This is a genomic window from Streptomyces sp. DH12, from assembly GCF_020873895.1.
Classification (GTDB): Bacteria; Actinomycetota; Actinomycetes; order Streptomycetales; family Streptomycetaceae; genus Streptomyces.
Genome location: NZ_JAHWGT010000059.1, coordinates 1 through 23,829 on the forward strand (window position 1 = coordinate 1; position 23,829 = coordinate 23,829).

At 70.2% G+C, this 23,829-nt stretch carries 27 protein-coding genes and 1 pseudogene; 9 read left to right on the top strand and 19 right to left on the bottom strand.

Translation table 11 applies throughout. The features are described from left to right. Positions 1 to 20 precede the first annotated feature (20 nt). The 3 genes from LPA54_RS31685 to LPA54_RS31695 all read right to left on the bottom strand — a co-directional run bounded on the left by LPA54_RS31685 (position 21) and on the right by LPA54_RS31695 (position 2,657). Positions 21 to 440 (bottom strand): hypothetical protein, encoded by a 420-nt coding sequence (locus tag LPA54_RS31685; protein ID WP_228984224.1) that lies wholly within the window; start codon positions 438 to 440, stop codon positions 21 to 23. After that, on the bottom strand, positions 430 to 1,197 hold the full coding sequence (locus LPA54_RS31690) for a hypothetical protein (RefSeq protein ID WP_228984225.1): 768 nt from the start codon (positions 1,195 to 1,197) through the stop codon (positions 430 to 432). Before LPA54_RS31690 ends, LPA54_RS31685 begins: the two co-directional genes overlap by 11 nt. 383 nt (positions 1,198 to 1,580) lie before the next feature. Next, positions 1,581 to 2,657 carry a selina-4(15),7(11)-diene synthase gene (locus LPA54_RS31695; protein WP_228984226.1) on the bottom strand — a complete coding sequence of 359 codons (1,077 nt, stop codon included), beginning with the start codon at positions 2,655 to 2,657 and terminating at the stop codon, positions 1,581 to 1,583. A gap of 391 nt (positions 2,658 to 3,048) precedes the next feature. On the opposite strand from LPA54_RS31695, the pseudogene LPA54_RS43060 reads away from it, so the two are divergent. From LPA54_RS43060 to LPA54_RS31705, 3 genes and pseudogenes are all read left to right on the top strand, one after another. Continuing rightward, positions 3,049 to 3,261: pseudogene (locus LPA54_RS43060) on the top strand (helix-turn-helix domain-containing protein); the annotation flags it as partial. Positions 3,262 to 3,357: 96 nt separating this feature from the next. Further along, positions 3,358 to 3,885 carry a hypothetical protein gene (locus tag LPA54_RS31700; protein ID WP_228984227.1) on the top strand — a complete coding sequence of 176 codons (528 nt, stop codon included), beginning with the start codon at positions 3,358 to 3,360 and terminating at the stop codon, positions 3,883 to 3,885. Between the two features lie 284 nt (positions 3,886 to 4,169). Further along, positions 4,170 to 5,447 (top strand): cytochrome P450, encoded by a 1,278-nt coding sequence (locus LPA54_RS31705; protein ID WP_228984228.1) that lies wholly within the window; start codon positions 4,170 to 4,172, stop codon positions 5,445 to 5,447. A 59-nt stretch (positions 5,448 to 5,506) separates the two neighbouring features. Here the strand turns inward: LPA54_RS31705 and LPA54_RS31710 are convergent, their stop codons facing one another. Beyond that, positions 5,507 to 6,754: a cytochrome P450 gene (locus LPA54_RS31710; RefSeq protein WP_228984229.1), complete on the bottom strand. Its 1,248-nt coding sequence runs from the start codon at positions 6,752 to 6,754 to the stop codon at positions 5,507 to 5,509. Positions 6,755 to 7,126: 372 nt separating this feature from the next. Between LPA54_RS31710 and LPA54_RS31715 the strand changes: the two genes are divergently transcribed. Beyond that, the gene (locus LPA54_RS31715) at positions 7,127 to 8,476 is read left to right on the top strand and encodes a cytochrome P450 (protein ID WP_228984230.1); all 1,350 of its coding nucleotides are present in this window, start codon (positions 7,127 to 7,129) and stop codon (positions 8,474 to 8,476) included. Positions 8,477 to 8,627: 151 nt separating this feature from the next. Here LPA54_RS31715 and LPA54_RS31720 read toward each other — a convergent pair whose 3' ends face one another. After that, the gene (locus tag LPA54_RS31720; RefSeq protein ID WP_228984231.1) at positions 8,628 to 9,308 is read right to left on the bottom strand and encodes a hypothetical protein; all 681 of its coding nucleotides are present in this window, start codon (positions 9,306 to 9,308) and stop codon (positions 8,628 to 8,630) included. Positions 9,309 to 9,618: 310 nt separating this feature from the next. Between LPA54_RS31720 and LPA54_RS31725 the strand changes: the two genes are divergently transcribed. Continuing rightward, positions 9,619 to 10,068, top strand: coding sequence for a hypothetical protein (locus LPA54_RS31725; RefSeq protein WP_228984232.1), 450 nt, complete (start codon positions 9,619 to 9,621; stop codon positions 10,066 to 10,068). A gap of 31 nt (positions 10,069 to 10,099) precedes the next feature. Here the strand turns inward: LPA54_RS31725 and LPA54_RS31730 are convergent, their stop codons facing one another. The 4 genes from LPA54_RS31730 to LPA54_RS31745 form a co-directional block, all read right to left on the bottom strand. Continuing rightward, positions 10,100 to 10,789 (bottom strand): hypothetical protein, encoded by a 690-nt coding sequence (locus tag LPA54_RS31730; RefSeq protein WP_228984233.1) that lies wholly within the window; start codon positions 10,787 to 10,789, stop codon positions 10,100 to 10,102. Then, positions 10,786 to 11,337, bottom strand: a complete 552-nt coding sequence (locus LPA54_RS31735; RefSeq protein WP_228984234.1) for a hypothetical protein — start codon at positions 11,335 to 11,337, stop codon at positions 10,786 to 10,788. The genes LPA54_RS31730 and LPA54_RS31735 overlap by 4 nt, the downstream gene beginning before the upstream one ends. A 167-nt stretch (positions 11,338 to 11,504) precedes the next feature. Continuing rightward, positions 11,505 to 11,714, bottom strand: coding sequence for a hypothetical protein (locus LPA54_RS31740; protein ID WP_228984235.1), 210 nt, complete (start codon positions 11,712 to 11,714; stop codon positions 11,505 to 11,507). Beyond that, positions 11,711 to 12,796 carry a hypothetical protein gene (locus LPA54_RS31745; RefSeq protein ID WP_228984236.1) on the bottom strand — a complete coding sequence of 362 codons (1,086 nt, stop codon included), beginning with the start codon at positions 12,794 to 12,796 and terminating at the stop codon, positions 11,711 to 11,713. Before LPA54_RS31745 ends, LPA54_RS31740 begins: the two co-directional genes overlap by 4 nt. Before the next feature lie 241 nt (positions 12,797 to 13,037). Here LPA54_RS31745 and LPA54_RS31750 point away from each other — a divergent pair, with 241 nt between their 5' ends. Further along, a complete protein-coding gene (locus LPA54_RS31750) occupies positions 13,038 to 13,226 on the top strand; it encodes a hypothetical protein (RefSeq protein ID WP_228984237.1) in 189 nt (62 codons plus the stop codon). A 27-nt stretch (positions 13,227 to 13,253) separates the two neighbouring features. Beyond that, the gene (locus LPA54_RS31755; RefSeq protein WP_228984238.1) at positions 13,254 to 13,451 is read left to right on the top strand and encodes a hypothetical protein; all 198 of its coding nucleotides are present in this window, start codon (positions 13,254 to 13,256) and stop codon (positions 13,449 to 13,451) included. On the opposite strand, the gene LPA54_RS31760 is transcribed toward LPA54_RS31755, so the two are convergent. Then, positions 13,386 to 14,213: a hypothetical protein gene (locus tag LPA54_RS31760; RefSeq protein ID WP_228984239.1), complete on the bottom strand. Its 828-nt coding sequence runs from the start codon at positions 14,211 to 14,213 to the stop codon at positions 13,386 to 13,388. The two genes, LPA54_RS31755 and LPA54_RS31760, sit on opposite strands and share 66 nt — an antisense overlap. Beyond that, positions 14,200 to 14,697: a hypothetical protein gene (locus LPA54_RS31765; RefSeq protein WP_228984240.1), complete on the bottom strand. Its 498-nt coding sequence runs from the start codon at positions 14,695 to 14,697 to the stop codon at positions 14,200 to 14,202. The genes LPA54_RS31760 and LPA54_RS31765 overlap by 14 nt, the downstream gene beginning before the upstream one ends. 375 nt (positions 14,698 to 15,072) lie before the next feature. Between LPA54_RS31765 and LPA54_RS31770 the strand changes: the two genes are divergently transcribed. Next, positions 15,073 to 15,723, top strand: coding sequence for a hypothetical protein (locus LPA54_RS31770; RefSeq protein ID WP_228984241.1), 651 nt, complete (start codon positions 15,073 to 15,075; stop codon positions 15,721 to 15,723). Positions 15,724 to 15,869: 146 nt separating this feature from the next. On the opposite strand, the gene LPA54_RS31775 is transcribed toward LPA54_RS31770, so the two are convergent. The 4 genes from LPA54_RS31775 to LPA54_RS31790 all read right to left on the bottom strand — a co-directional run bounded on the left by LPA54_RS31775 (position 15,870) and on the right by LPA54_RS31790 (position 19,184). Then, positions 15,870 to 16,709, bottom strand: a complete 840-nt coding sequence (locus LPA54_RS31775) for a hypothetical protein (RefSeq protein WP_228984242.1) — start codon at positions 16,707 to 16,709, stop codon at positions 15,870 to 15,872. 73 nt (positions 16,710 to 16,782) lie between these two features. Beyond that, positions 16,783 to 17,649, bottom strand: coding sequence for a tyrosine-type recombinase/integrase (locus LPA54_RS31780; protein ID WP_228984243.1), 867 nt, complete (start codon positions 17,647 to 17,649; stop codon positions 16,783 to 16,785). A 99-nt stretch (positions 17,650 to 17,748) separates the two neighbouring features. Further along, entirely contained in the window at positions 17,749 to 18,387 is a 639-nt protein-coding gene (locus LPA54_RS31785) for a hypothetical protein (protein ID WP_228984244.1), read from the bottom strand. A gap of 527 nt (positions 18,388 to 18,914) precedes the next feature. Then, positions 18,915 to 19,184 carry a hypothetical protein gene (locus LPA54_RS31790; protein WP_228984245.1) on the bottom strand — a complete coding sequence of 90 codons (270 nt, stop codon included), beginning with the start codon at positions 19,182 to 19,184 and terminating at the stop codon, positions 18,915 to 18,917. Positions 19,185 to 19,438: 254 nt separating this feature from the next. On the opposite strand from LPA54_RS31790, the gene LPA54_RS31795 reads away from it, so the two are divergent. Further along, positions 19,439 to 19,690 (top strand): hypothetical protein, encoded by a 252-nt coding sequence (locus LPA54_RS31795; protein WP_228984246.1) that lies wholly within the window; start codon positions 19,439 to 19,441, stop codon positions 19,688 to 19,690. A gap of 120 nt (positions 19,691 to 19,810) precedes the next feature. On the opposite strand, the gene LPA54_RS31800 is transcribed toward LPA54_RS31795, so the two are convergent. The 4 genes from LPA54_RS31800 to LPA54_RS31815 all read right to left on the bottom strand — a co-directional run bounded on the left by LPA54_RS31800 (position 19,811) and on the right by LPA54_RS31815 (position 23,562). Then, on the bottom strand, positions 19,811 to 20,437 hold the full coding sequence (locus LPA54_RS31800) for a hypothetical protein (protein WP_228984247.1): 627 nt from the start codon (positions 20,435 to 20,437) through the stop codon (positions 19,811 to 19,813). Further along, positions 20,434 to 20,844, bottom strand: coding sequence for a DUF6009 family protein (locus tag LPA54_RS31805; RefSeq protein ID WP_228984248.1), 411 nt, complete (start codon positions 20,842 to 20,844; stop codon positions 20,434 to 20,436). Before LPA54_RS31805 ends, LPA54_RS31800 begins: the two co-directional genes overlap by 4 nt. A 133-nt stretch (positions 20,845 to 20,977) precedes the next feature. Continuing rightward, positions 20,978 to 22,528 carry a phage/plasmid primase, P4 family gene (locus LPA54_RS31810; RefSeq protein WP_228984249.1) on the bottom strand — a complete coding sequence of 517 codons (1,551 nt, stop codon included), beginning with the start codon at positions 22,526 to 22,528 and terminating at the stop codon, positions 20,978 to 20,980. Then, on the bottom strand, positions 22,525 to 23,562 hold the full coding sequence (locus tag LPA54_RS31815; RefSeq protein WP_228984250.1) for a bifunctional DNA primase/polymerase: 1,038 nt from the start codon (positions 23,560 to 23,562) through the stop codon (positions 22,525 to 22,527). Before LPA54_RS31815 ends, LPA54_RS31810 begins: the two co-directional genes overlap by 4 nt. Between the last annotated feature and the right edge of the window lie 267 nt (positions 23,563 to 23,829).

The following is a 23,829-nucleotide window of genomic DNA, read 5'->3' on the forward strand; positions in this document are numbered from 1 at the left end:
GGCCGCCCCGCCGGCGCGCTTCAGCAGACATGATCGTCGTCGTCCGCCAGGCCGCAGGAGTAGCACGTCCCGCTCTGCGGGCCCACACCGGTGAGGTCGCGCAGCATCCGTCCGGCCGCCAGGTCGGAGTAGGCGCCCACGCCCGTCCCGGGGTGGATCGCCGCGTGAGCATCGCCCATCGACACCCGCAGCTCTCCCCGGACCCGCGCCGCCCGCCGCGCCTCCATCCGGAACTTCTTCCGGTCGATCCGGTCGGTCGTCGGGGCGCCGGTCCTGCCGGCCGCAGGGGTCAGGTCCTGGTCGGGGATGGTCCGCCCGTACAGCGGGACCAGCATGGTGACCCCCAGGCGGGCCGTCTCCAGCTCCTCCCGCCACCACTCCAGACGGCGGACGAGTACGCAGCAATCTGCGCACAGCCATGTGCGCTGGTCACCGGCCACCGACGGGTGCTAGCACCTCCCGCTCAGTCGCTTCGGCGTCGGCGGCGCAGTCCTGGTGGGAGCAGGAGCCCATGCCCTGTGTGGGCACGAGGTTCAGCAAGAAGTTCGTGAACTCGAACTGAACACCGCCGAAGATCGTGACAGGCCGCTGGCCGGCAGTGCCGTGGTGGAATTCCACGACCGCGCTGCCAAGCCACTCGCGAGCCATGTTGAGATCGTCCGCCTGGCAGTGCACCACGTCGAGAGCCCACGCCGGAAGCCGTCCCTCGTCCGTGAGCAGGTCGCTCACAAGGTGATCGAGCGCGGCGTACCGCTCGTCGATGAGCTGAACGTGACGGCGGACCAGGCGGTCCGCGGCAGGCAGGCCGCCGCTTGCTGCCGCAGCGCGTAGGTCGGACGCCTGAAGGAGCCCTTCGGTAAGGTCGGCCGCGCGGTCCACGTACCTGGCGACGTCGACTCGCCGTTCCTCGGGCACCTTGTCGAACCGGCCGAGCCAGCCGGCCTGGAAGTAGTCCGCACGCCAGGCAGCGAGGCCCTCCGCCGGGCGCAGACGGATCTCCGCATCCCCCCAGGTGACCGTGTGCAAGTCCGGCCCCACTTCGCACCAGTCCCCCTTGGAACCGAAGCCTTCACGGATCGAGTCCGCGAGGTCTGCCAAGTCGTGGAAGTGGCCATGAACCAGCTCAGCCGATGCGCTGATGACCGGGCGGCCGCGCACCTGCACTTTCAGGGAAGAGATGTCGAAATCGGCGACCACGGCAAGGCTCCGTCTGACGTTGGGCAAGATGTGCGGCACGGTCAACGATCTGCGCAACGGTTCGGTACGGCGGTTGCGCTATCCGAAGGACCCGGCTGACCACCCCGCCCAGAGGGACCTGCCGCGCTCTGCCGGCAGCTCGCCGAGGACCTGGACTACACGAGGTTGACAACCAGGGCCGATCCACCGCCACACCGCGTCCCCCAGACCTCGGTGGTCTCGTCCTGCCGGCAGCGGCGCGCTCGCTGTCGGACCAGGGCCGAAGTCACGGATCGTCGTACGACTCACCGTCGGCCACCCACCCCCTCGCCGCGCCGCTCGCGAGGCCGGCGTCGAGCGCTCGCGGTGGTGGACCTCAGACACGTTCGTATCGGTACCCCGAACTATCCGCCCAGGGGGTCCGTGCGGGACGCGGGCACCAGGTCCCACCACCACGAGATGGAAGCGATGTCCAGCGGCTCGGTACTGTCGTCGCTCGGCCGGTCAGTGAACGCGCTGGGAAGGTCGGCGGGGTCGTCCGGCGTGGTGTAGCGCAGCGAGGTGATGCTCCAGTCCTGGGTGGCACGGATGAAGGCGGAGAGGCTGCGCAGGTACTGCCGCATCTGCGGGCTTCCCTCGTCCTCAAGCTTGGCGCGAAGGCTCAGGAACAGGCACATCACACGGTCCCGCTGGGCGACGGCTTGCGTGAGTGCCGCTTGCGGACTGAGGTCGTACTCGTTCATCAGTACGCGCACGCTGTTCAGGTAGTAGCCCGCCCCGCGGCTCTCCTTGTGGTGCGAGTAGATGTCGTTGTCCCAGGTCGTGATGAACGAGGTCATCTCGGCAGCGGCTCGTAGCGTCGGGCTGTCGCGCTCATGGGGCTGGAGTTCGTACCCGTGCCCCATTTCCAGGAACGGCTGCACGACGGAGGTTGCGCCGTCGTAGAGGCGCATCAGCGTGTAGTCGTTCAGAGTCGGCACCCGGTTCGCGGCGCGCTGCTCGGCCTCCCAGACCACGGCGAAGAAGTATTCACGCAGGGTGTCCACCCATCGGCCGACCTGCAAGGCGGTTCCCCAGCGGGACACCCGCAGGGTCAGGTCGCGCAGCCCCTCGGCCAGCGGGTCGTCGGCGAGCATCGGCGTCGCGGGGTTTTGAGCTACCCGCAGCAGGCGATGGAGAACCGCGGCCAGTTCGTACGGCTTGTCGGCCAGGTCGCCTTCCTCGCAGTAACCGTCATCCACCGCGAACAGCCAGACAACGAAGTCGGAGAGGACTGCGACGACTTCCTCCTGGCCTTCGGGGAGGATCCGCGAGGCGAAGCCCCCGATGTCCTGGGTGGCGAGCCTGCGCCGCCACTGCGGTGACCCGAGGTCGAACTGATCGGCCCAGGCCGCCGTCTGCTTGTCTATGGCGGCGTGGCTCGGGTGGATCGCTGACGGGATGGGTGCGTACGTCGGCGGAATCACCAGGGGTGAGGTCACCCTGGTCCCCTTTCAGCTCGTTGGTACGCGAACGCAGGCGCGAACGGACCATGGCCAGAATCTCACGTTCAGTAGTTGTCTATGCGCATCGTACTGACGGGAGGTCAGCCGTCCAAGGCCGGCTCCGCCAAGGCTCCGTGCAAGGTCGGACGGGGAGCCGGTTGGCCGTCCCCCCGCTTCACCAGGCCTTCTTAGCTGGCTCTGCGCCGACCCGGCGCGGAAGGCGAGGGAGGGGCTTGCCACAATGACGTCCCGGTTGGTTCCAGCCAGGTCATCGCGGGAGAGCGGACCGCCGGCCAGAGCAAGACGTGAGGGGGAATGAATGGCTAGCGGCGGAGACCGCCACCCTCAATTGAGGGTGGCCGAGGGAGAGGTGTTCGAGGAAGGGGGAATGGTGTCGGAGGACGCGGAGCGCGAACCGGAAGGCAAGGACCGTACGGCGGACCAGCTGGTCTGGGAGATCTTGGAGAGCGCACGGCAGGCGCTAAACATGACCCGAAAAGTGCTGGCTGAAGAGGTTGGCGTGCACCCTCGCACGCTGCGGAACTGGATGGCCCGGCCGTCAGCGCTGAGCGGGGAGCAAATTGAGCGTCTGGCCGCACCGCTGCGGCTAAGTGACGGGACCCGGAGCAACCTGTACGTCCTGACGGGTCAGCGTCCGGCCGGGCCAGCAACAAACGACCTACAGGACGAACCGGGCATGGCCGTCTATCGGCGCCTGGTCGACAGCAGCTCCTTCCCGTCCATCGTGACCGACTACTCGTCGGAAAACCTGCACGTCAACGAGGCCTTCCGGCGATTCTTCGGGCACGTCACCCCGCACGCCTTCGCCTCACCCATGCAGAACGGCACGAAGTACATCCTCTTCCACCCGGAGGCAAGCAGCTTCCTCGGAGCCGGCGACTACGCCAGTTTCCGCGAGTACTGGCTCATGCCTGCTCTGGCGAATCTCCTCGCCGGATGGCAGCAGCGCCCCGGCGACCCGAAGCTGCTTCAGACGCTGCAAGAGATCAAGCGGCGCCCCAAGCTGCTCCGGGCCTACGAGGCGACCCCCGACTGGATCAGGCGCTCCGGGGACATCCACGTGAACAGCGACGCCCGGCCGTTCCAGGACCCGCGCACCGGCAAGGTCCGCACCCTGCACATCGTCACCGAGGGACATCAGGCGTACCAGCCGATAGCCCTGTCACACGTCACCTTCGTCCTCAACGACGGACCCGAACCGTAGCGATGCTCCCAGCTGCCGTCCCGCCACCGGGAGCGCGCACGCCGAGGGGAAAGGGAGTTTCCCCCTTGCCCTACAACCGCTAGCCAATCGGTACGGTCTGCACGAGCCGCCCGTACAAGGGCGCTCGGAGGTGGCCGATGCGGCGCGGAGCCGGGAGATGTGCCTTCCCGGCCATGACACATCGACGCCGCCTTGCCATCAGTTGCTGCCAGCCCGACATGGCCGACGTGGGCAGGGCCGCCTCCCGCTCGCCCCGAACTTGCGAATCTCTGTTTGGAGTGTCCGTGGACTCAAGCCGTCGCTGCCCCCTCGACCCCGCCGCCGATCCTGTTGACGAGGGGCGACGCCTCAGAGCCATGGGGTCGCTGGTCCCGGTGGAACTGCCCGGCGGAGTGCCCGCGTGGGCCGCAACGGACCTGCCCACCGCCCACGCCGTGCTCGGGCATGACGCCCTCACCAAGGACCCAGCGCACTGGCCGGCGTTGGTCGACGGCCGGGTGCCGGACAACTGGGAGCTCATAGGCCTCGTACGCGGGGCGGCGATGCTGCACCAGGGCGGGGCCGAGCACCGACGTCTGCGGCAACTGGTGGCCAAGGCCTTCACCCCGGCCTCGATCGACGCCTTCCGGCCCCTGATCGAGGCCCTCACCGAGAAACTGCTCGACGACCTCGCAGCCAAGGGAGACGACGGGCCGGTCGACCTGAGGGAGACGTTCGCCCGCCCCCTCACGGTCCGTGTCATCTGCAAGATGCTGGGAGTCCCCGACACCGCGGTAGACCAGCTGCGCACCCACTTCGAGCGCCTGGTCATACCCCGGCAGGGCGATAACGCGGACGACATCGGCCAAGCCTTCACCGCAATCTACGGCGCCCTGTCGGCCCTGGTCGAGGACAAGCGCCGAGAGCCCGGCCAGGACCTCACCAGCGCCCTGATCGCGGCACGCGACGCGGATGACAGGCTCAGCGAGCAGGAACTGGTAGAGATGATCTTCCTACTCCTGATCGGCGGCCATGACACGACGATCCACCTGATCACCAGCACCGTGCACGCCCTGCTCTCGCACCCCAAGATGCTCGCCACAGCCATGGAGTCACCGGACGCGGACACCGCCTGGACAGCTGTGGTGGAGGAGGGCCTGCGCTACGCCCCGCCCGTGCGCCACATCCTCCTGCGCTACGCCACGCACGACATCGAGATCGCCGGTGTCACGGTGGCCAAGGGCGATGCGGTGCTGGCCAGCGTGGTGGCCGTCGGCCGTGACGGCGCCCTCCACACGGACCCGGACAGCTTCGACACCACCAGGCCGACCAACCGAGAGCACATCGCCTTCGGACACGGCGCCCACTTCTGCTTGGGAACCCGGCTGGCGCGGCTGGAGGCCCACACCGCACTTAAGGCACTTTTCTCCCGCTTCCCGCACCTCACGCTGGCTGCGGAGCCGCAGCGGATCGCCTCCATCTCGGAGCAGGGACTGCACTCCCTGCCCGTCTACCTGCACCCCCCCACCCGCTCGGCGGTGCGCGAGGAGGGAACCCAGGTGAACGTCGCCGCAGCGCTGTAGAGGCGGCCCAGTGCGCTGCCGGGCCCGAACCGCAGACGCGGTTCGGGCCCGGAGCCATTTCAGCCTCGTCCGAGGAACCGTTGCCACCACGACCGGCGCGGCGCCGCCACGGCGACCGGCTCCACAACGGGAGAGGCAACCGCGGGCAGCGGCTGCGCGACGGGCGGCGGCTCCTGCGCCGCAGGCGTGGCGCGCCGGGGAGTGAACCGCACCGGCACGCTGTTCAGCCGAGTGGAGACAAGCGAGGTGCTGAAGTCGAGCTCCGACTCCGCCACGGCCAGTTCGAGGTCGGGCAGCCGGGTCAGCAGGGTGTCGATCCCGGTCTCGGCGATGGCCCGGCCGATGTCCTGGCCTGGGCACTCGTGCGGCCCGGCGCTGAACGCAAGGTGGGACCGGTTGCCGGGCAACGGGAGATGCAGGTCGGGCCGGATCTCCGGATCGACGTTGCCCGCCGCCAAGCCCAGCAGCACCATGTCCCCCGCGCGCACCAGCTGGCCACCGAGGTTGATGTCGCGCCTGGCGAACCGGAACGCGCCGACCGACAGGGGCGGGGCGTCCCACATGACCTGGTCGAGCGCATCAGGCAGGGTTAGGGATCCGCCCGACAGGTTCGCGCGAAAGCGCCGGTCGGTCAGGACCATCAGCAGCGCGTTCGCCATCAGGTTGGTCGTGTTTTCGTGCGCGGCCACGATGGCGTGCCGCAAGTGCTCCATGACCTCCTGATCGCTCAGGTTCGACGCGTGGCTGAGGAAATGGCTCGCGAGGTCGGAGCCGGGGCCGGCCTTCTTCCTCTCCACCAAGTCCGACATGATCGACACGACCAAGCTGTTGCTCTGCAACGCCGTCTCGCTGCCCTTGACCATGTCGCGCACCGCAGCGCCCAGAGGCAAGGCATCGGCTTCACCCACCCCCATCTGGCGCGCCATGACCAGGGCGGACAGCTTCTCGGCGAAGTCGGTGACGAGATCGGCGCGGCCGGTGTGCGCGAACGAGTCGATCAGCTGGTTCGTGTAGCGCACCACGTAGCGGCGGATGGAGTGCCGGTCGATCTTCCCCAGGCTGTCCACCACGGCCTCGCGCAGCCGCGCGTGCTCCTGTCCGTCCGCGAAGACCAGCAGTGGCTGCCAGGCGGTGAGCGGCAACAGCGGAGAGTCCGGCGGCAGCCGCACGTTCCAGTTGCGTGAGTCGCAGGACCACGACGTCGGCGTGCGCATGACTTCGAGGTTCTCCCGGTGCCCGAGTACGAACCAGGCCGGCACATCACCGGGCAGCAGTACCGGCGCCACCTGGCCGTGCTCACGACGCATCCGCTCATACAGGGAATACGGTGTGGCGGCCTCAGGCCCGTACATCGGCTGCCGAGTACCACGCATGCCGGCGTGCGCGGGGCACTGTGGCGGGGGGACAGCGGCAGATATCGCGGTGCCGTCTGTAGGTGTGCTCACAAAGCCCTCCGAAGGGCGACTGCATACGGTCAACGACGCCCCGGCCCACCACGACGCGGAATCCAACGGTCCGCAGCAGGAGGGACCTGGGCAGCATAGCCGCCAGCATCGCAACCCCACGCGCCCACAAGCGGCTTGACCAGACGAAGGACCCCTCGCGCAGACAGGTTCCACCATGGTGAGATGACCACTGATCGCCAGGGCTCGACCTGGGTGCACGAGTGAGGAAGAGCTGTGACAGTTGACCGATCGGGCCCGTCGTCGACCTCCCGGGCGCCTGGGGCGATACCCCTGCTCGGGCACGCGCTGAGCCTGTGGCGTGACCCCCTGGGCTTCGTCACCTCGCTGCGCACCCACGGCGACCTCGTCCGCGTCGACCTCGGCCTGATGCCGATCTACGTGGCCACCTCGCACGACCTCGTCCACGAGATCACCGTCACCCAGGCCCGCAGCTTCGAGAAAGGCCGCTTCTTCGACCGGCTGCGGCCGCTCGCGGGAAACGGCCTGGCCAACGCCGACGGCGAGACCCACCGCCGCCACCGGCGGATGGTCCAGCCGATGTTCTCCGCGGACCGGATCGCCGACTACTCGACCATGATGAGCCGCCACGCCCAGGCCATGGCCGACTCCTGGACGCCGGGCCAGGTCGTCGACATCGAGCAGGCCATGGCCGACTACTCGATCGAGACCCTGGCCGCCACCCTCTTCAGCACGGACATCGGCCTGCCGGCCGTGGAGGCCGTACGCACCAACCTGCCCGTCCTCCTGAAGACCCTCCTCATGCGGGCCGTGTCACCCAAGGCCCTCGACCGGCTCCCGATCCGCGCCAACCGGGAATTCGACGCGGCCGCCGCCCAGTTGCGGGCCGTGATCGACGACGTCGTCGCGCACGCCCGGACGACCGGCCCACGCGACCGGTCCGACCTGCTCACCCTGCTCCTGGCCGCGCAGGACGCCGACAGCGGCACCGGACTGACCGACACCGAGGTCCGAGACGAACTGTCCACCATCATGTTCGCCGGCGCCGAAACCACCGCCACCGCCCTCGCCTGGGTCTTCCACGAACTGGCGGGCCGTCCCGACGCCGAGGAACAGATCGCCGCGGAGATCCGCGACGTGATCGGCGACCGGGTGGTCACCGTCGCCGACGTGCCGCGGCTGCCAGCCATCCGGCGGGCACTCGACGAGGTCCTGCGCCTGCACGGCGTCCCCCTGCTGATGCGCCGCACCACCGCACCGGTCCGCCTGGGCAGCCACGAACTGCCCCCCGGCACCGAGGTCGCCTTCAGCCTCTACGCCCTGCACCGCGACCCCGCCGTCTACGAGCACCCCGACCTCTTCGACCCCGACCGCTGGCTCCCTGAGCGTCGCGCGGCCATCGCACGGCACCACTTCATCCCCTTCGGGGCCGGCAACCGCAAGTGCATCGCCGACCAGTTCGTCTGGACCGAGGCGACCATCGCCATAGCCACCGTCCTTCAACGCTGGCAGCTCGCACCCGCACCCGGCCACACCCCCAAGGAAGTCGCCTCCGCCGTAGTGCACCCCGATCGGCTCCCGATGATCGTGCACTCTCGCGGCTGAACGTCGGCACATGAACCCCGCGGCCCAGCACCGACGAGGACAACCACGGACCCTGGGCGTCGAACCCAGGACCTGACGTGGGACACATGCGTACTGTCCAGTACTGGACTGTGCGGAGGGGCGTAGCCCCGACAGGAGCGAGGCGCCGGCGCTACGCGGCAGCGCCTCGCTCCTGCTGAGACATGCCGCGACGCCACTCCCTACAGCCGGTTCCCCGGCATGCCGGACGCGCCGCTTCGCCTCGCTCGTTGCCCCGGTACCCGCTGGCGGTGCTGCACTGGGGATGGTCTTGGCCCAGCACGCACAGGGACCACCCGGCCTCGTCCAGCTCCTCGGCGAACTCGGCGTCCCAGAGCGCCCGGCCGTAGACCTGGTGCAGCGTCACCCCGACCTTTTCCGCCGCCTCGGGCGCGGGTGTCTGCGCCGCGATCAGCTCCAGTACGCGCCTGCGCTGCTCGGCGGTGAACGCCTCTTCGGCCAGCGCCCGCCGGCGCTCCAGGCTCTCAGCACTGTGGGCGGCCACGCAGGCGGGGCAGCGGCAGCCGACCCGGTACAGGGTCACCGGGGAGAGCCTCGCGTGGTCGTACTGCACGCGCACGGGCCGTTTGGCGATGCGCAGCAGCTGCTTGCCGGTCCAGAAGCGCTGTCGGCCCCCGCGGGCGTGGGGGCGCGTCCTGCTGCCGGGCAGGAGGCCGTAGGTCGCCATGCCGCTGACGCTGGTGGGCGCCATGCCCAGAAGGGCCGCGATTCGGCGGACCGTGTAGCTCTCCTGGGGGTCGATCTGGTCGGCGTACGAAGCCAGGGGATGGGGTTGTGTGGTGGCGCGGGACACCTCGGAGCACCCTTCGAATCGCCCCCGCAGGCGCGGGGGCACGCAAGATCACCGGTGGGCGGCGGATTCAGCCCCGCGGAGGCGGGGAGCACTTCCCAGGGGGAAGACCTGTGCGTGTCCTTGGAGGACCACCCCCGCGTCGGCGGGGACAAAGGTGCCTTCGACCCACGTGATGAGCTGCGGGTCCACCCCCGCTCGCGCGGGGAGCACGCTCCCACTGTAGCGACCCGGCGCGACTTGTTGGAGTGGATGGGCGGAGTCACTGGATGTGTCCCGCATCCCGCCCCGTAGGCGGGCCGTTGGACATGCCATGGGGAAGAAGCAGCGGCTGAAGCGGTTGAGGTGCGGACGGTGCAAGGTGAAGGCGCCGCGTGATCTGGGCTCCCAGGCCGCCGCGGACTGGAACGGCAAGTGGGTGGACGGCAGATTGGCCCTGGTGTTGTGCCCGGATTGCCAGTCCCCGGAAGAGTCTGTGGAAGCCGAGGCCAACGCCGCCGAACTGAGTGTCGGCCGCGCGGACGGCGGCGTCTTCGTGGCTGACCCTGTGGTCTGCACGACCGGCGCTTCCGTGCATGACGGGGAGGTCCTGTACGGCCGCGACCACCTGGCCCGGATCGCTTCGACCGGCCGGTCCGCGTATCTCCAGCTGGTCAGCGAGCTGCCGGTGGGGACGCGGTGCGTGGCGACCGTGGGCGGCGTGATGATCTACCTGCCCAGGAAGCCAGCTCCTGGAAAGGGCGCTTGCCCCCCGGCCTCGTGAGCATCGCCCACCGGCAGTCAGACGGGCTGTGTCACTGTGCGGGCACGGCCACGGGGTTCTCGCCGAGGTAGCCCAGGCGCTCATCCACGGTCGCCTCGGCCTGCCGCTGCCGGCCGACGTGCGCCCTGTCGGCGGCCCAGCCCGTCTTCGTCTTGCACGGCTCGCCCTCGGTGGCCCCGCACTTCTCGCACGTCAACGTCAGGACCTCGACGGCCACCGCGGCGTCCCGCTCCCGGCGCCGCCGGGCGGAGGCCGCCTTGGACTCCCAGCCGATGCCGATGCCGTTCATCGCCTCCGGGTAGGTCGTGGTCTCGCCGCCGCCGGGCCGCTTGGCGTCCTGCGCGAGCTTGAGCAGCTGCCAGACGGTCGGCACGATGGCCGGGCCGCCGTAGTCCGCCCGGTCGGTCCCGCGCGCGGCCACGCCCCACGGGTCACCGGTGTCGCGGAAGCGGGTGGCCAGCGGCACGTCGCCGGCGACGATCCGGGCGAGGAAGTCCATCCGGTCGCTGGTCTCCCGTACGCTCGACGCGGTGGAGCGCAGGGAGTCGATGACGTCCGCGAGCTCCACCGGAGTGTCCGGAGCTTCGGCGGCCCTGGCGAGCTGCCGGAGTCGGAGCTCGATGGCTGACAGCTCCGTGGCCAGCTCGTCCAGGGTGATGTACCGGCCCGCCCTCACGGCGGAGGTGTCGATCTCGGCAGCGGTCTCGTGGGTGCTCTTCACGGGCGGGTCTCCTTCTCGGTAGTGGTACGGGCTGCGGGGACGCCGAGTCGGGCGACAGCGTCGATCTCGGCGGTGAGCCGGGCCCGTGCCCGGCTCAGCTTCTGGGCGGCCGCGCGCTTGGCGGCCCGGGTGCGGGCCAGGGCCTGCGCCTGGCGCTGCTCCCGCTCGGTGAGGGTGCGCAGCACCTCCTCGTAGTGCGCCGTCTGCTCGGCGGCGATCTGCGCGCCGGGGCGCTGCGGGCTCTTGTGGCCCGTCCTGGGGCCGCTCCGCCGTTGCTGCTGGGCGCGCGCGAAGTCGATCAGCTCGGTGGCGACGACCCACTTGGTGCGCTTGTGCAGCGACCCGGTGAGCAGTACCAGCGCGGGGAAGTTCGAGTGGCGGTTCTGCCAGTTGGAGATCGCGGACCTGGTGACGCCGACGAGCCGGGCGCCGTCGGACAGGGTGACCAGCTCGTTCTGGCGGCCCTGGTACTCGGGCCGGAGCCAGACCACGCCGTCGGCAGCGCGGGGGTCGGCTGGGGGGTCGGGGGGATTCGGGTCCTGGCGCATCTGCGGTGGGGCTCCTCAATGTGCCCAGGCGGGGGGCGGCCCGTTTCGGACTCGCGCGCGCTGCGCCACCGGCCGGCGTGGACAGCACCCGCGGTGGGGTGTGCACGCCAGCCGGCATCAGGGCCGCCGTGCCCGGCATGGGTTGGTTCCTGACCCTGGATCAGGGCTCAGTCCGGGTCGGGGGCGGTGTTGCCGGTGTCGAGCTGGAGGTAGGCGCGCTGGCCGCCGTCGTACTCCCGGGCGGTCGTGGCGATGAACTCGCGCTCCAGGACGTCGAGGACGGCCTTGACGGTCTCCTCGGTGCCGCAGATCCGGATGTCCGCGATCCCGGGGAGGTACGTGCGCGCGGTCCGCTCACGGCGGGGCCGGGCGGTCACCAGAACCTCGCCCGCGCCACGACGGCGACCAGCTCGCCCCGCGCGGCCGCCGCCAGGAGCGCGTCCGGGTCGGGGGAGGAGACCGGCCCGCACAGCAGCGCGTGGGAAGCCACATCGAGCAGGTCCCACCAGTCGTCGGGCAACTTCGCCTCGCCCCGCCACAGCCGGATGTCGTCGAAGCCCTCCCTGTCGGTGTGCGCGATCTCCTCCAGGGCCTGGGAAGCGATGCGCGTGCGGATGCGCCAGTTGAAATCCAGCTCGGGGAAGGCGCTGCCGCGCCCGTCCCACGCCTGCCACCGGCACTCGGTACGCAGGTGCTCCAGCCCGGCCTGCTCGCCGCGCGGCTCGAACGCGATCAGCGGGAGCGGACGCCCGTCGGCCATCTCGATGTACCCCAGATGCAGCCTGTAGGCGCTCCCGACCAGGCCGCCCGAGCCTTCGGCGCCGGCGGCCCGGTCGGCGTAGAGGGAGACCTGGGTCTGCGGGTCGACCGCCGCGGCGACGTCCTCGGGAGACATGCCGAGGTCGTCCGAGGTGATGATCTTGAACATGTCGGCGAGCTGCTCCGGCGACGCGCCGCCCGCGGCCCAGTGGTCGAGCGCGTCCTCCAGGAGGTCGCAGGCGGAGGCGTCGTTCATCGCCTCCACGGCGGCCAGGGCCTCGGCGGCCGCGGCCGGGTCCGACTTCCCGGCCCGTGCGAGCGGCGCCCACGACCTGGTGGTGGGCGAGGCGAACGCCCCGGCGGTCGGCAGCAGGCCGTAGACGGCGGCGGCGAGCACGGTGAGCGTCGGCCGCTGCTCCGTGCGGAGTTTCCGCGCCAGCGTCTTCTGGCACGGCTTGCAGGCCGTGCGGCACGCGGCGACGAGCCTGGCGGCAAGGTCCAGGTCGAGTTCCCGGCCTGCGCGGTGCGGGAGTTCCTTGAGGATCGCCATGTCCGGCAGCGGCGTGTGCTCGTGAGTGGTGCCGGCGGCCGCCGAGGCGTGCCCAGCTCCGGTGCGCGCGGCCCTCTTCTTGGCGCGCTGCTTCTTTCCGTGCTTCTTGACCACAGCGTTCTCCCAGCGGAGCGTGCAGCGGTTACCCATGACCCGATGCACGCGCGAGAACGGTGATGGCTACGCGGGCATAAGGAAGTTGTCGTCGAAGACGAGCCGGTCGTGCTCTCCGCACTGATGCACTGGGACGTCGTCCGTGAAGACGAGGTCCTGGCACCTCCGCCTCAGATGGCTCCCAGTCATGGGCTGAGGCTTGGCTTGGGCCCGTGCGAGGGCCGTGCGCAGCACGATACCGGAGAGCACCGACAGCGGTACTAGCATGTGGCCCGTGATGACCGGGATGAGGTACATCGGTGGCCCGTTTGACGGCGGGCACAACCCCGACTCGTTCATCGATGAGATCGCGATCAGCAGCCCGGCCGGACGCGGCCGGTACGTGCGTGCCCGGGGCGACGACGGGGTGGAGGTGTACGTCTGGGAGCCGGACGGCGAGCCGCAGGCGGAGCCCCGGCTAGGCTGATCGCTCGTCTCCCAGAAGGACCCGCCGATGCCCACCTACCACCAGGACCCCGTCCTCACCTGCGACGCGTGCGGGAAGACGACCCGACGGCCGGCGCCGTGCGCGTACGAGCCGCTGTGGAAGGCGGGCTGGCGCTGGCGCGGGGCCGACGCCCTGCCCCTACGGTTCGTCCCGAACCACTTCCTGGTCTCCTGCCCCGACTGCGAGCCGGTCATCGACGCCTGACCCGGGCACCACCGCGAGTGCGGGCCTCGGCGGCGCCGGCGGGGTCCGCGACCGGAGTGCGGCCGCCGCGGCGTCGAGGGCGGCGTGCAGCTCGGGTACGAGGGTGAGCGCGGCCGCGACGGCATCGGCCGGCGCTTCCGGGTCCGCCTGGACAGCGCTGAACGCCTCCTGCGCCGTCAGCGGCTTCAGGCGGTGCCTCCACGCCATGGACCCGCGCCCCGACGCGTACCGGACCGTGAGCACCTCGATCGGGGCCAGCTCGACGGCGCGTTCCAGGAACGGGGCGAGGCCGCGCTCCTGCACCAGGCGGCACAGCTCATACCGAGAAGCCCAGCCCCGGCCGCGGCCACCGTTCGCCTCGGTGACGATCGCCTCCACCAGCAGCCGCTCGCGTTCCGTGCGCGGCTTCGGGCTCGGCACCTTCCGCCACAGCTCCTCGACCGCCATCTCGGCCAGGTACGGCCGCTCAAGGCCGTCGGTCTCCGTCTCCCGGTCGCCGGAGTGCCGGACCAAACCGAGCACGAAGGTCTCCTGCGACAGCCTCCGCTCGTACCGCAGGCCGTCGGTCGCCTCCGGGTCGGCCTTGCGGGCGGCGCGCTTGACCTGCTCGACGGTCGGCCCGTCGGTCCAGGTGTACGTCCACGTCCGGGCGTCGTCGTACTCCGGCTCGATCTGCTGGTGCTGCCGGTAGTCCAGGCCGTACTGCTCGTTGAGGGCGCGCGCGAGCCGGCGCAGGCGCGCGGAGCGGTTACTGACCGCCACCGCTGGTCATCCCGTCCACGATCCTGACCGTACGGCCGGTGAGCCGGGAGGCGGCCGCCGCGTCGCTGGCGTTGAGCGCGGCGCGGAAGTCGGCTGACCACTTCTTGGACCGGGCGATCTTCTCCTTGGCCGCCTCGTTCCCCAGCCCCTCGACCGGGTAGAGCGTGGTCCCGAGGCGCCCGCCGTACTGCTGCGCGAACGCGATGATCAGCTGGTAGGTGCGCTGGGGGTCGGCGTCCGGCCGGGCGAAGACGCGCCGCACTTCGCCGTCCTCGTCCTCCACCCGCGTGCTGATGCGCCGCTCCAGGTCGTCCAGCGCCCGCCGCATGGATTCGATCTTGTCGAACGCGCGGTACCAGTTGCCGTCCTCGACGGCGCCGGTCAGGGCGCTGAGCTTGTCGATCACGGCCACGTAGTCCCCGGCGAGGTTCTTCTCCTCGCTCGTGCCGTCCATCAGCTCGTACAGCGTCGGATCGTCGCTCATGACATGCCCTTCGTCGGAAGACCTGGGATGGGGGAAGTCTTCCACGGCGGCCGTGTCCCAGGGCCCGAAACGGCCAGGCGGGCCTGTGGAGCGGGGGAGGGGGAGGGCCCGCCCGGGACGACGTGCGAGGGCCCCCGGGCGGGCTCTGGGTCTTCACGATGCCAGCGCCGATGCCGGCTGCCGCCGCCGACGCACCGGTTATCTAGGGCTGCTCGGGGTCGGCAGGCATATTTGGCAAGTAGGGCTGGAACCCACGTGCCTTGCGGATATCTGATGGGTGTAAGGCACGTACGGCACGGTGTTCAGCCACCTCGATCGGGCGATGGACGGTAAGTGTTGCGGCGGTGCGAACGGACTGCTGCAACACTTACCGCTGTGAGTCGAGGACCTGGCGCGGTTCAGCGCGCCATCGTGGACCAGCTGGCCGCCGCCCGGACCACCGAGCCGTGGCCGCCCTTCCTGACCGCCTTCACTCTGGCCAGGGCCGTGTACGACGTCCAGGAGCCGACCCACGCCCACCTGGTCGCCGTCCGTCGAGCGTGCCGAAGTCACCCGGGCGTGGACACTACGAAGGCGGAGATGTCCGTACCCGCTCCGCGCTTCGGCGGCCGGCCGGTCGTGCGGTACGTCGCGGTGGCGAGCATCGCGGCGACCCGCGGCGAGGACGTGGCCCGAGCGCTCTTCCGGGAGTACGTAGGGTCCGACGGCCACCTTCTGGCCGACACCACCGGCTACCGGCCGCCCTCGCCCGGAGCCGTTGCCGAGGCCCTGCTGAAGGGCGCGGTCGACAAGTCGATCTGCCGAGTGGAACCGGCGGCGCTCGCGGACGCCGTCGACGTCGTGAACGCCTACGCGGGAACCGCGCACACCGTTGCGGACCTGACGGAGTCGCACGATGCAGCGACGACTGCCTTCACCAAGAGGTGGGGCCATGCTCCCTGGTGCTGTTCCCCGGACCCCGAGCGGATCGAGGATGAGCCCGACATTGCCGCTGAGTGGGCCGCGGTCGGCGGACACCGCCGCTAAGTGTTGCGGCGTTCTGATCGAAACGCTGCAACACTTACCCGCATGCGGGCGTGCCTCGCACCAACGAATGTGCCTCACGTGCCTGACGCCTCTACCCGAGCGCTGACCTGCGCAAATGGACTCGCAGCCCTAGATAACCTCGGCGGTCAGTGAGCCGTTCGGCTGGTGAGCACGACGCGGTTGGCGCCGCCGTAGGTGCGGATGGTCTCGGGTCGGACGGTGCGCATCCACAGCGGCGCGCCGATCATGATGCGTTCGGCTCCGGCCAGATCCGGCTCGGTGCGGAAGTCCCAGCGGCCGGGGGTGAGGGTGACGTCCTGGTAGATCCGCACGACGTACTCGCATGCTTCGAAGCCCAGCACGGTGAACGCGCGCGTCTCGGGCCGGCCGCGGTGCTCGTCGGGGTGCGCGTAGACGCCCTGGTCCATGGCGACGCGCAGCGCCTCGACGGCGATCCCCTCGGCGTCGAACACGGCGGACATGCTCGTCCCGGCGCCGCGGCTGGCGACGAACTCCTCGATGGCGGGAGCCGAGGAGGAGACCCATCCGCCGACCGGCTCGTCGGGGACGGTGTAGCCCTGGAGGTTCTTCAGGCTGCCGAAGAGGCACAGGTCCGTGCGCTGCCCGCGCGGGCTGTGCGTCTGGGTGTGGAGGATGGCGGTGCGCTGGCGCAGGCTGTGCTCCGGCCGGGCGCCCCACCGCTGGAACTCCGCGACCTCGACCCATCCGCTGCCGTGCACCAGTTGCACCGGGCCCGGGGTGCCGTGCTCGGCGAGCCGGCGCCCGAGCTTCTTCTTCAGCTTCTCGGCGACGTCGAAGCGGGTACTGCTCCGGTCGGCTCGGGTGACGTCGATGCCGTTTCCCAGGGCGCCGAGCTTGAGCGTCGACTTCACCGCGGTGTCGAGCTGGATGCCGTTGTCCTCGACGACCTCGCTGACGAGCCTCTCCGACCAGTAGACGTATCGGCCGACCGGCTGCGTGCGCATCTGACCTCCGTAAAGGGCGGGCTCGCCACGGTAGCGCGCCGTCCCGGCGCGGGGAAAACCCGGGTTGCGGTCCCTAGCAGCGCAGTTGGGCGGCGGTGCGCTCGGCGGCCGTTGGTGCGTGGTGGCGCAGGGTGCCGGGGCGCATGGGGGTGCCGAGGAGTTCGAGGACGAGCCGGCGGTGCGCGTCGTGGAGTGTGCGGACGGCGGCTCGGCGGGCGCGGAAGGGCACGCGGTGGTCCAGGCGGCGGCCGCCGTTGCGGGTGGGCACCCACAGGTAGCCGGGGTCGGTGCCTTGGAGCTCGGAGGTGATGCCGGCGCGCTGGCGCAGCCACCTGCGCACGGTGCGCACGGTGTCGCGGTCGAGGGGCAGGGGCCCGGAGTCCAGGAGGATGCGCGGGGGCCGGTGGTCGAGCTGGACGTCGGCGACGTCCAGGGCGGCGAGTTCGCTGACGGGGCGGCCGGTGGCGGCCACGAGGGCGGCGAGCGCCGCGGTGCGGATGGACATGGCCGCGTTGGCGCCGGTGGGCCGCTGGACGGCGAGGGTGCGCAGGACCCGCTGCGCTTCGTCGGGGTCGAGGTACTCGCCGCTGGGGTTGGGCGGCACCTCCAGGCGCCAGGGCGTGCCGACGAACTGGGCGAAGACGTTGTAGGTGATGATCCGGACGCGGTGGGAGGCGTCGGCGGAGGGCGCGTGGGGGCCGCGCAGGGTGTTGCGCCGGCGGGTGCGGCCGGCCTTGGCGTCGGCGAGCCAGGCGTGGGCGCGGGTCAGTTCCATCAGCTCGGCGCTGGCGAGGTCGGGCGCGGTGCCTTCGGTGGTGAGCGCGTGCTCCAGGTACTCGGTGAGGAAGCTGCCGCGCACGCGCTGGGTGGCGACGGCGTACTGCTCCTGGCGCAGGTGCTCCAGGAAGGCGCCGATGTCCTGCAAGGCGGTCGTCGTCACGTCCCCAGGGTACGGCGGCGCGGGTGCGGGGCGCGGTGGGGGAGGGGCCGGCGGCCGCCCGGCGGGCGCCGGGCGCCGGGCGGCCGTGGGGCGGGGTGTTCAGGCGGCGGTGGGGACGCGGGCGTCGTACTGGGTGACGGTCCAGGCGATGGCCTGGCAGGTGTAGAGGAACCAGTAGTCGTACTGGGTGAACTCCCAGCCGCTTGTGTCGAAGCGGAAGCCTTCGTACTCGAACGCGGCGAGCGCGGCCTTGGCGCCGGCCTCGGTTTCCAGGTCGGCGGTGCTGTAGCGGTCGAACAGCTGCTCCTGGACCTCGGCGGTGAGGCCGGGGTGGTCGGCTTCGGCTTCCTGCGCGGCCTGCTTGATGTAGGCGCGCACCCGGTCCTTGGCGTACGCCTGGACGTTCCGTTCGCCGTGGGGCTGGACCTTCTCCGCCCAGTAGCGGGTGTCGATCTTCGGGTCGGGGCCGGGGCCCATGCACTTGCGGAAGAAGCCGATCATGTCGGGGTCGCGGCGGAAGATGTGGCTGCCGGTGTGCCCGGTGATCGCCAGGGCGCCGGGCCAGGTGGTCACCTCGAACCAGTTCGCGGTGAAGTTGGGCAGGTTGACCTCCAGGTGCCGGTAGAGGCCCTCGTCCCGGTGGACGGTGAGCCGGCCGTCCACCGAGTCCTCGGCGAAGCGCTCCTTGATCTCGGCGATCCGTGTCTTCAGCTCGGCGTGCGGGTCGATCGTGTCCATGCTCGCGGTCCTCTCGCGTCGGTACCGGGTCGGTCGGGCTCCGGCCTGCCGGGGGGTTCAACGAGCGGTTGGGCCGTTCGGGCACGAGCCGGGGGTGCGGCGGGCTGCTTGTCGTGGTCGCCGCGCGGAGCGCGTCCGCTTCGTCGGTGTCCACGGTCCGCGGGCTGCCGGCGGGCGGTTGGGGGGTGTGGAGGGATGCAGCGCGGTGGGGCGGTGCGGGGCCCCTGCGCCCGCCGGGATGGCGGGGCTGGTGGGGTGCGGCGCGCGGTCCCCGGGGCCCCGCGGCGGTCCGCCGCCCCGCTTTGCGCGCCGCAGGCGCGCTCTCTCGCAAGCTTGGTAACAGCAATTCGAGCGCTCCGCCCCAGGGCCTCTCGTACGGCTGCGGGTGGTCTGTGGTCCGTGTCGGATCGGCTCGGTACGCCCCGTATCGGTACGGTCCGACCCGGACCATACGCGGCCTTCCGGGGCCCCCGAGCCGGTCTGGGCCGGGGCGCGCGAATTGCTGTTACCAAACCAGGGGACGGGGACTACAGCGACCTGAGCGCGTCGGCGCAGTTGCGGCACTCCCACGGCCTCATGTTGTGCGGGAGCCACGGAGCGCCCGGCGCCCGCGGCGTGTACTCCACCCGCTCCATGCCCAACGTCGGCAACCCGCAGAACGTCCGGTCACCCGGATCCCCCGGGACATCCGGATCAGCCGGCGCCGCGTGCACCGCCTCGATGAACCCGAGCGGATCGCCGGGGCCCATGTCCCTGGACAGCTCCTTGCGCAGCTCGCGCAGCACCACGATCGCCATGACAACACCATCGACCCTCCCCTCCACACCCGCACCCCGGCCCTCTGGGGGAGGGGGGAGGCACCCGCCGGGGTCTGAACGGGGGGTCGAACTCCCCCGGCAGGCACCTCACCCACATAGACGGAGCGACCCCCCGAAGCGTTACACCCCGCCTCGAAGGCCGCCCGACGGCGCCAGACACCGGCACCCGCCCAGGCGGCCGCAGCCCGGCGTAGGCTCCAACCGCAGACACCACACCCACCCCGGAGGCAACCGTGACCTGGCACGTCACCCTCCAGTTCCACCCGCCGCACGGCCCCGTCATCGCCGGCGCCTGGGAGAACGAGACCGCCGCGGCCCGGAAGTGGACCGCGTGGGTCGGCACCCACGGCAGCCACCCCACCGCCGTCATCCAGCTCACCGAGACCGCCCCGCACGGGCACCCACGGCTCGTGAAGACTTGGCCCCCGCCGGCAGCAGAACGCCCCGCCGAACCCCTCCGCCCGCCGCAGGCCCCGCCGGCGTAGCCCGCGAGGGCGCCCTCCCCTTCTACGCCGCGCCGTCGCCGGCCCCGGCTGCGCGCCCGGTCGCCTTCGCATCAGGACCCGGCCCGGCACGACGCACGCTCAGGTGGTTGCAGGTCTCCCTCACTCGCCGCCCTCCCCCCGGCGTGCGGCTGCGCGCTCGCGTAGGGCGCGGCGCAGCGGTTCGAGGGCGGCGACCGGGATGACGCCGCTCATCGGCAGGCCGGCCTCCTTCCACATGGCGGCAGCCAAGTGGGCGTCGCCGCCGGCGTCGGCGGTGACGACCTCGCGGGCGACGGCGAAGTCGAGGGAGCCCTCGCCCAGGTCCATCAGCCGGGCGACCATCCGGACGTTGCCGAAGTCGCCGCGGCGGTTGGTGGCGGACGCCTTGGGCTCGTTGTACCGGTACACCAGCACCCAGCGGCCCTCCAGCTCCCGGGCGCGGGCGATCATCGCCTTGCCGCGGTTGGTGTCCTCCTGCTCGGTGCGGATGGTCTCCGGATGGCCGCCGGAGGGGCGCAGGGTCAGCAGGCCGCGGCGGCTGGACGCCTCGATCTCCACCTTCTCCAGGTAGGCGGTGAACGGGTGCGTCTCGTCCAGGATCTTCATGGCCTGGCCGACCTCACGGGTGGTGAAGGCCAGCTCGACGGCGAGGTCCAGGACGCGCTTCTGCCAGGTCGCTTCCTGTCCCGGCGGGCACGGGCCGGCGGCGTTCGCCGCAGCGGCCACCAGATGGGTGTAGTCGGTCACGGTCCCATCATGGCGGGACCCGCTGACGGCGTAGGGGCTATCTTCGCCGCGAGCTCACCTTGCGAGCGTGGAGTCTTCTCTCCTACTCGTCGTGGCTGGATCGTACGAGGGTCTACCGCCTCTCCTGGTGCGCCCTCCTTGTAGAGCCCCTCTGGATCGTTGGGTCGGTCGTGCGGCAGCAGGAAGAAGGTCCGACGCTGAAAGAGGCCGCTATCGGGACTGGCTTCCGCGTCCTTGTCGAGTTCGACGTACCCAACCATGCGGCCGTCGCGGGCGTACCGCGGCTTGCCGGTTCGCCGGGCGGTCTTGTCGAGCGCCTGGCGGACGTAGTCGAAGGCGTTGGGGTCTTCCAGCCACACCACGGCAGCTTCGTGTACGAGCTGGCTCTCGTTCAGCAGCGAGCTCATGGACGCAGCTCCTCCTTAGTGTGTGTGGTCTGGTGCCGTGTGGCCGCGTCGTGACTGTTGCGTGGAGCGGGAAGCCATCGGGGTACCGCCCGTCCATAGTAGGCCGGTGTGGGAGGGGGCGGTTGGTTCACTGTCATGGCTTCCCGGCTCCTAGCCGTTCCCGAGCAGGTTCGTCGTCGGGCATCAGGGCGATGCCGGGGTAGTACTTCTTGCCGCTGGACTTGAGCATCTCTGCGGGCGAAGCGAGGCCGACTTCCTGACGGATCCGGCTGGCAAAAGCCCGCGGCGTGTCAGGCCGAATACCTTCGGAAGTGCACCAAGCGCCGTAGGTGGCATACAGGAGTCCTTGCTCCACGCGCAGGTCGCCAGTTTCGGGGGAGTGCCGAGTGCAGCACTCGGAAAGGAAGCGACCGATGTGGTCTTCGGTGGTCTCGTATGCCGCAGTGGCAAGGCGGACGGAGGTTGGGCCTGTAAGGGGGTCGCGTGTCGTGAGGTAGCGGATCGCTCCTTGGATGAGCCAGTGCAGGATGCCAGCGCCCTCTTCCTCAACTAGTTCGGCCGCCAGATTGTCGATCTTCCGATCGGCGGGGACGACGCGCTCGAAGGGGATAAGCCGGATGCGGCGCCAGAAAGCATGGCCGCCGGTAACGACCTCAGGCCGGTGGTTGCCAAGCAACCAGAGCTTGTGGGTGGGGGTGAAGCTGAAGAAATCCTGCCGCATGCGGCGGGCCTTAATCTTGTCGCCCCCGGTAAGAAGCTTGACGCGTGCCTCGTCGAATTTGTCGTTCGGCTTTAGTTCGCTGCATACGAAGATGCGCCGCCCGTGGAGTTCGGTCAGCTCGGTGGAATGTTCTGAGAAGTTGCCCTTGTCCATAAGGAAGCCGGGCGGAGCGGCGTCAGAATAGTCGCCCATAATTTGGTGCATGACGTCGAGGAGGACCGACTTGCCGTTAGCACCCCTGCCCCAAAGGAAAGGAAGGACTTGGGCACCTACGTCGCCGGTGATGGAATAGCCAAGTAGCAGGTGCAGGAAGTCGATCATTTCCCGGCCCTTGGCATCGTTCCCGAAGGTATCGTCCAGGAAATTGTGCCAACGAGGAGTAGGCATGGCTTCCGGGGCGACATGGGTGGCGCGAGAGTGCAGATCGCGCAGTGGATCAGGCTTGCGCAGGGCACCTGTGCGCAGATCGACGACCCCACCAGGGGTGCAGAGGGTGTAGGGGTCACCGTCGAGGACGTCGGGGTCCAGACTCAAGGCGGGCGCAGCCTTCGCCTGGTGAAGGAGGGCCTTCATACCGCTGGTGGACATTGTGCGCCGTCGGTGCTGCTCGACCTCCCGGTCGCTGAAAATGCCTCGCGGGTCTGTGCTGGGCATCTGCTCGGCCATGTCACCTGCCGCCCACAGGGCGGCCTTTTCCCCGCCAGTTCGCTTCCACCTGTACTGGTCCCAGCAATACCAGCCCAGGCCTTCGACGTGCCGGAACTGGTCGCTGTAGAGCTGTGCGAACAACTTGGCGTTGCCTCGATCGGTGAGCATCGGCGGCAGCAGCCCGGGATGGACAGGCATGGTCGTGGTCGCAAGCGCGTGTTGTGCAGGTACCCACGCCGGCGCGCCGGCCTCCAGGTCGAGCATCTGCTGAGCGGCGGCGGTTGCGTCGAAGCGGGTGCTATCGGCGCTACTCATGCGAGTCCTTTGGGATGGAACGGGTGATTGGCGCCTGCGAACAGAGCGGCATCGATGATGCTGTCGTTGCGGCGCATCTGGTGGGGGCGGGCATAGTGGGCCGCCTCCTCCAGCACTTGGCGTGCCCCGGCTTCGGACAGGTAGCCGGCACCAACAAGGCCTCCGGCTGTGTAAGCGGCGCGGTTGAGCTTTTCGGTGAAGCTGGTGCCTTCCGGCTGCGCCGCACACTCGCGGACGGTAGCCAGAAGAGGCTGAAGCGGCGCGAGGGCACCGCCCATTTGACGGGATGGTGTCATGTAAGGGCGGTGGGGTCGCGTGGCCTGTCGTGGGGGCTTGACGTGACCAGTGCGTTGCAGCTCGGCGGCAAGCCACTGAGGTAGAGGCGCAGGCTCGCGGGCCGGACCGATGGGGGTGTACTCCCCCGCTGCGGTACGGGTTGCGGGGGCAACGATATAGCCGCCGTGGGCCCGTACGTCGACCTGCCAGGCGAGAGCGGTCTTGCGACTGGAGCCGGTGGAAGACCGGTAGCGCAGTACTGGCTTGGGGTTGCGATACCAGATGTGCAGCCCTCCCGAGGGGGTTCGGACGCGGAGGGTCGTGTTGTCTTCCGCAGGGTTGTCCTGTCGGCGGTATGCCGCGAGCAGAGCCAGGGTGTCGAAGCCTGAAGCGAGACCTTCCAGGCTCACTTGACCCGGGATGGTGATACCTGGCAACAGACGGCTGCGATCGGGGACATGCTCACTGTGAGCATCGACGTCCAACACGACGAGCTGCGCCGGTCCGCAGGAGACTCCGACTCCCGCGCGAGGTTCGCGTGTCCACCAGGCTTCGATACGGGCCAGATCTGTTGTCGCACTGTAGAAACCGTGGCACCACATCCCCTTGCGATGGCAAGGGCACTGAGCCGGGGCGTGAGAGCTCGTCTGGCATTGCGGACAGTTGGCTGCTGGGGTCTTGCGTCCGGGGGCCAGAGGGTGGACGGGCCAGCCGCGGGCGGCGAGCCACCGGGCGACAGCTACGGGGTGCGGCGACAGCACCGCTTCCGCGAGCGAGGTCTCACCGTGGCGCTGCACGTTCGTCTTCTACCCTGTCCATCTAGCTTCTGCCCATGCGTTGTCCAGTCCCCGGGCTTCAGTCCCCGGGCATAACGCCTGGTCACGCGGCTTTCTGACCACAGCCGAGGGACTGAAGGGACCGAACTTTCCCATCGGCGTCAGAGCGTAGCGCACCTCCCCCGCTTGGGGAGGGAGGTGCATCGGCTTGTCGCGGGTTGGGTCCCTTCAGTCCCTTAGTCCCCGGCT

Coding starts and splice junctions, on each gene's coding strand:
- LPA54_RS31725 (WP_228984232.1), top strand. CDS start 9,619: ATGGGGAAGAAGCAGCGGCTGAAGCGGTTGAGGTGCGGACGGTGCAAG.
- LPA54_RS31700 (WP_228984227.1), top strand. CDS start 3,358: ATGGCCGTCTATCGGCGCCTGGTCGACAGCAGCTCCTTCCCGTCCATC.
- LPA54_RS31805 (WP_228984248.1), bottom strand. CDS start 20,844: ATGAGCTCGCTGCTGAACGAGAGCCAGCTCGTACACGAAGCTGCCGTG.
- LPA54_RS31745 (WP_228984236.1), bottom strand. CDS start 12,796: ATGGGTAACCGCTGCACGCTCCGCTGGGAGAACGCTGTGGTCAAGAAG.
- LPA54_RS31810 (WP_228984249.1), bottom strand. CDS start 22,528: ATGAGTAGCGCCGATAGCACCCGCTTCGACGCAACCGCCGCCGCTCAG.
- LPA54_RS31735 (WP_228984234.1), bottom strand. CDS start 11,337: ATGCGCCAGGACCCGAATCCCCCCGACCCCCCAGCCGACCCCCGCGCT.
- LPA54_RS31775 (WP_228984242.1), bottom strand. CDS start 16,709: ATGCGCACGCAGCCGGTCGGCCGATACGTCTACTGGTCGGAGAGGCTC.
- LPA54_RS31755 (WP_228984238.1), top strand. CDS start 13,254: ATGCCCACCTACCACCAGGACCCCGTCCTCACCTGCGACGCGTGCGGG.
- LPA54_RS31710 (WP_228984229.1), bottom strand. CDS start 6,754: ATGCGTCGTGAGCACGGCCAGGTGGCGCCGGTACTGCTGCCCGGTGAT.
- LPA54_RS31750 (WP_228984237.1), top strand. CDS start 13,038: ATGACCGGGATGAGGTACATCGGTGGCCCGTTTGACGGCGGGCACAAC.
- LPA54_RS31785 (WP_228984244.1), bottom strand. CDS start 18,387: ATGGACACGATCGACCCGCACGCCGAGCTGAAGACACGGATCGCCGAG.
- LPA54_RS31790 (WP_228984245.1), bottom strand. CDS start 19,184: ATGGCGATCGTGGTGCTGCGCGAGCTGCGCAAGGAGCTGTCCAGGGAC.
- LPA54_RS31765 (WP_228984240.1), bottom strand. CDS start 14,697: ATGAGCGACGATCCGACGCTGTACGAGCTGATGGACGGCACGAGCGAG.